General features: G+C 68.1%; 4 protein-coding genes. 1 reads left to right on the top strand and 3 read right to left on the bottom strand.

Annotated elements, in window-relative coordinates:
• Together VFS34_02185 and VFS34_02190 are read right to left on the bottom strand one after the other, a co-directional pair.
• The coding region (locus VFS34_02185; protein ID HET9793243.1) for a hypothetical protein at positions 1–434 on the bottom strand (434 nt) is incomplete at its 3' end.
• An 8-nt stretch (positions 435–442) separates the two neighbouring features.
• Positions 443–3025, bottom strand: coding sequence for a protein kinase (locus VFS34_02190; protein HET9793244.1), 2583 nt, complete (start codon positions 3023–3025; stop codon positions 443–445).
• Positions 3026–3103: 78 nt separating this feature from the next.
• On the opposite strand from VFS34_02190, the gene VFS34_02195 reads away from it, so the two are divergent.
• A complete protein-coding gene (locus tag VFS34_02195) occupies positions 3104–4474 on the top strand; it encodes an amino acid permease (protein ID HET9793245.1) in 1371 nt (456 codons plus the stop codon).
• Positions 4475–4621: 147 nt separating this feature from the next.
• On the opposite strand, the gene VFS34_02200 is transcribed toward VFS34_02195, so the two are convergent.
• On the bottom strand, positions 4622–5345 hold a 724-nt coding region (locus VFS34_02200; GenBank protein ID HET9793246.1), incomplete at its 5' end, for an amidohydrolase family protein.

The following is a 5345-nucleotide window of genomic DNA, read 5'->3' on the forward strand; positions in this document are numbered from 1 at the left end:
GTCTTCACGCCGTCGATCGCCGCCTCGTACGACCACGCCGAGTCGTCGGGCAGCGACTTCACCCCTTTGGCCTTGCACGCGTTCCCCCTGCACGAGAGGGAATGGAACGGGACTTCCTTGTCGAAGACGATCGAGAGCGTCGTCCCCTTCGGAGACGTCCACCGGATCGTGTTCTGCTGCTTCTTCGAGACGTGCGCCTCCTTGCACGTGACCGAATCCGCCGTGACCTCGATCTTGTGGTTCATCGGCTGGTTCGTGCAGGGAGTCGCCGTGGCCGACGGGGCGGTTTGCGTCGTGGGCGGCGTCTGGGGCGCCGTCGTCGCCGTGCCGGTCGCCGGCGCCGTCTGCGCGGTATTCGTATCGGTTTGCGCGGCGCAGACCGCCGCCATCAATCCGGAAACCAGGACCGCGCCCAGGACCTTCGATCGATTCATCTCTTCTCCTACGGTTTCAATTTCCCGGCCGACCGCAGATTCGCGATCTCCGGCTCATGCTCGACGAACCCGAGTGGATAACCGGCCGCGATCGCCCGGCGCAGCCGGTCGACGGCCTCCTGGCTCCGTCCCGCCAGATTGGAAACGATGCCCGCATTGTACAGAATTTCCGGGTTGTCGGGTTCGAGGCGGATCGATTCGGCCGCCTCTCCGACGGCTTCGGGCAGCTTCCCGGTCTTGGCGAAACAGAGCGCCAGGGTCGAATGGACGATCGCCTGCCTGGGGTTGACGGCGAGCTCCTTGCGGGCGAGCTCGACCGCCCGGGCATAGGCCTCGGCCGCGCTCGGCCGCAGGCCGGGGGACCACCGCCGCGCGTCGCCGAGGTTCGACCAGAGCTGGTAATTCCGGGGATTGACGCGAACGGCCTGGTCGAACGCCGCCGCCGCCCTGGGAAAGTCGCCCAGAAAAAACTCCGCGGTCCCGAGGTTCGCCCACGCCGTATCGGTCGGGGAAAGCGAAAGCGACTTCTGGAACGAGGCGCGGGCCGACACGAGGTCGCCCTGCAGCTCCTCGACCGCGCCGAGGTTGCTGAAGGCCAGCGCGTCGTTCGGGTTGAGCTCGGTCACGCGCCGGAACATCGCGGCCGCTTCGCGGTATCGCCCGTGCGCGGAATAGAACCCGGCGAACTTGCTGTAGCCGCCCCAGTAGGTCGGCTGGAGCTCGATCGCCTGCCGGAAGGCGTTCTCCGCTTCGACGACGTTGCCGGCGGCGCCGAGCGCGCGAGCGAGCCCGAGCCGCGCGTCGAAATTCGTGGGAGAGGTGGCGAGCGCCTGCCGGAACGACTCGAGCGCCCCCGCGGGGTTGCCGGAGCGCAATCGAAGCTCGCCCAGGGTGACGTCCACCTCGACGAGCGCGGGGGAGACTCCGCGGGCGCGCGCCGCGAAGTCCTCCGCCTTCGTCACCATCGAAGGATCGTGGACGAGGTCGTAGAGGTCCAGGTAACCGCGCGCGAGCGACGCCAGGACGTACGGAGATTTCGGCGCGTCGCGCGAGAGGGGCTCCAGGATCGCGACGGCCTCGTCGACCGACGCCTTCGTGTTGTAGTGCTGGAGGAGGCCCACCGCTTTCAAGTAGCGCTCCTGCTCGTCGCCGGAGTCGAGACCGGGCTCGGGAATGCGCCCCGTCATCGGCGTCGCCTGCGCGGCGCTCACGCGCGCGACGAGCCGGTCCTGGAGCTCGAAGAGGTCCGCGGCGGTGCCGTCGAGGGTTCCGCCCGCGAGCTCGACGCCGCGTCTCGCATCCCAGAGCGAGTAGGTGATCCGCACGCGGTCGTTGCTGCGCTGAACCGACCCGCGCAGGTAGACCGACGCGCCCAGGCTCTTCGCGACGCGCGCCGAGTCGGAGTCGTTCGTGGAGGCGGCGACGACGGCCGCGGGTGAGACGACCTGCACGCCCGTCGTTCCTCCCAGCCGCGCCGACACCGTTTCGACGAGGCCTTCGCCGATCAGGTTCCCGTCGCGCACGTTCGAGAGGTCCCGGAACGGAAGGATCGCGACGAGGCGCTTGCCGGCCGGTTCGGGAGAACGCGCGGAGTGCGCGGACCGGTAGGCGAGCGCGGCGGCGATCGCGATGACCGCGGCCGCCGCCACGGCGGCGGCGGCGAGAAGCCGGCCGCGATTCCCCGCCGGGCTTGCCGGACGCATGCCGCTCGCCGACGATCGCCGCGGCTCGATCCCGGCGAGCACTTCCTCGATCGCGAGCCGCGCGTCGCCGATGTCCCTGAGGCGATGATTCGGGTCCTTCTGCAGGCACCGCTGCAGGAGCTCGCGGATCGCCGGCGGCGTGTCGGCGGGAAGCGCCGCCCAGTCGGGTTCCCGGAGGAGGATCGACGCGATCGCGTCGGAGACCGATTCCCCCGCGAAACACCGCCGCCCCGAGAAGCATTCGAACAGGATGCATCCGAAGGCCCAGATGTCCGTCCTCTTGTCGATCGCCTTTCCCCGTGCCTGCTCCGGGCTCATGAACTCGACCGTCCCGAGAATCACGCCGGGACGCGTATCCTCCATCGGAGGCGCGGTCATCTCCTGCGAGCGCGCGTCGTCCGACTTCAGGTTCCCCATCATCTTGGCGAGCCCGAGGTCGAGGATCTTCACGCGGCCCTGCGGCGTGACCATCACGTTGGAGGGCTTGAGATCGCGGTGGATGATGCCGCGATCGTGGGCCGCCTCGAGCGCCTCGGCGATCTGGCGGGCGATCCGGAGCGCCTCGGTCGGGCCGAGCGTGCCCCGGAGACGCTCGGTCAGCGTCTCGCCAGCGACGAGCTCGAGGACGAGGTAGCGCGTCTCTCCCGATTCCTCCGCGCCGTAGATCGCCGCGATTCCCGGGTGATTCACCGACGCGAGGAGCCGCGCCTCGCGCTCGAACCGCAAAACCCGGCCCGGGTCGCGGCCGACGGCCTCGGGAAGGACCTTCAGCGCGACCTCCCGCCCGAGTTTCGTGTCGTGCGCCCGGTACACCTCCCCCATGCCCCCGACTCCGAGAAGGCCGATGACCTCGTAGTTGCCGAGCCGAGTACCCGCCGCCAGAGTCACGAGCCCTCCACGCCGCTGACCCGGCCGAAAGGGTGTTTCCCGAAAGAATACACCGGCCGCCGTGCGATGATCCGCCGAATGTCCTCCCCTTCGAGGCCGGAATCGGCGGCGGGATCGAAGCCGCCCGATCTCGCCCGACGCCTCGGGGCGCGGGACCTGATGCTCCTCGCCGCGGGCACCACGATCGGCGGCGGAATCTTCCTCACGCCGGCCGCGATCGCCCGCCAGATCCCCGACCTGCGATGGATCCTCGCGGCCTGGATCACGGGAGGAATCCTCACGATCGCCGGCGGCCTCGTCTATGCGGAGCTCGGCGCCCTGTTTCCCGAGGCGGGAGGAACGTACGCCTATCTCCGCGAGGCGTACGGCGACCTCCCCGCGTTCCTCTACGGGTGGATCGCCTGTTTCGTCATCGACACGGGAGCGATGGCGGCGATCACCGTGGGACTGGCGGAGTACCTCGGCGTCTTCTTCCCCCGGATCGGCTCGCACGTCGTCGCCTTTCGCATCGGTTCCCTGCCGGTATCGACCGGGCAGGTCGTGGCGATCGGCGCGGTGGCGGTCCTGTCGGCGACGCACATCCTCGGCGTGCGCGAGGGAGTTCGCATCCAGGGGGCCTTCTCGTCCGTGATCATCCTGGCGATGCTCGTGCTGTCGATCGGCGGGATCGCCGCCCACGGCGCCGCGAAGACTTCCCCTTCCCGCCCCGTGTCGGCGGGGGCGTTCGCCGGTACGATGATCGCCGTGCTGTTCAGCTACGCCGGATGGACCGAAGCGCTGACGGCCTCGGGCGAGGTCGAACGTCCCCGGCGGAACATCCCGCTCGGCCTGATCTCGGGAACGGGGATCGTGATCGTGCTTTACCTCGGCGTGAACGTCGCGTTCCTGAGGACGATGTCCGTCGCCGAACTCGGCGCCGCGGCGCGGCCGGCGCAGGTCGCGTCGCTCGCCCTCTTCGGCGCGGGAGCGACCCTCCTGTTGTCGGGGGCGATCGTCGCCATGGCGATCGGCTCCGCATCGGCGGCGGTCGTTCCTCCGGCCCGGATCGCCTACGCGATGGCCCGCGACGGATTCCTTCCCGCGAAACTCGGGCGTGTCCACCCGCGGTTCCGGACGCCGGCTCTCTCGATCGCGATCTTCGCGCTGTGGACCTCGATCCTCTGCCTCTCGGGACGATACGACCAGCTCTTCACCTACGCGACGTTTGCGATCATCCTCGCCTACGTCGCGGCGGGAATCTCGATCTTCGTCTTTCGGCGCAGGCTCCCGGACGCCGATCGCCCCTACCGCTGCTGGGGATATCCCTGGACTCCCCTGCTCTTCATCGGAAGCTCGCTCGCCGTCGCGGTTGCGACGATCGCGGCGCAGCCCAAGGAGACGCTCGCCGGCCTCGCGATCATGGTGACCGGGATTCCCGTGTATTATTGGATGCGGAATCGACGGCGGTGAAACCTCTCTAGAACCGCGGCCGTCGCAAATACCCCGTGAGGATCGAGCGCGGCTCGCACGTCTTTCGGAGAGCGACGACAGTATCCGGCGAACTCGACCTCGCGGCAGCAGGAAGGGAGCCGCCGCTGTCACGAGACATCAGCCCTCCTACTCTCCCTTTGACGGTCGTGCGGTCTGGAGCACTTTCCCGTCATAGACGACCTTTCCGCCGACGAGCGTCAGCACCGACGTCGTCTTCGGCAGGTCCGGCGCGGACACGGTGAAGATGTCCTGCGACAAGACCGCGAGGTCGGCGAGCTTACCCGCCTCCAAGCTTCCCTTCTCCCTTTCAGCGAACTCGGCATAGGCGGACCCGAGCGTGTAGGCGGTCACGGCCTGCTCGCGCGTGATCGCCTCCGACGGCCGATTGGGATGCGTCGAGGCAAACATGATGTTCAAGTAGGGATTTGTCGGCCCGTCCGAACCCAGGGCAAGGGGAATGCCTGCGGCCAGCAACGATCGCAGCGGCTGGGCATGCTCCAGGAAGAGGCCGGGAAAGATCGCGGCGACATTGAGATGCGAGGGATTCTGAACGACGACCGCGCCCATCTCCTTCGCGAGCGGTATCAGATCGGGAAAAAGGCCGTCGCCATGCTCGAACCGTACTCGTCGGCGCGCCCAGACTCGATTTCCCCCGGTGGCCTGCATCGTGCTCAACACGGCCGCGGCCGAGTTGTAGCCGAAAACGTGGACCATCAACTGATCGTTGTCTTGCAGCGATTCGCGCAACATTTTCTCGATCTCGGCGGAAGGAAAGGTCAAGGCGAGGTCTGAAAAGAGTGTCTCGAAGCTCATTCCCGCTCGGTGCTGTCCGGCATCTCGCCGTTCAAAC

This window comes from Thermoanaerobaculia bacterium, assembly GCA_035717485.1.
Taxonomy (GTDB): Bacteria; Acidobacteriota; Thermoanaerobaculia; order UBA5066; family DATFVB01; genus DATFVB01.

Bases quoted from the DNA above. Each gene is read 5' to 3' on its own strand.
- VFS34_02195 (HET9793245.1), top strand. From the start codon at position 3,104: ATGTCCTCCCCTTCGAGGCCGGAATCGGCGGCGGGATCGAAGCCGCCC.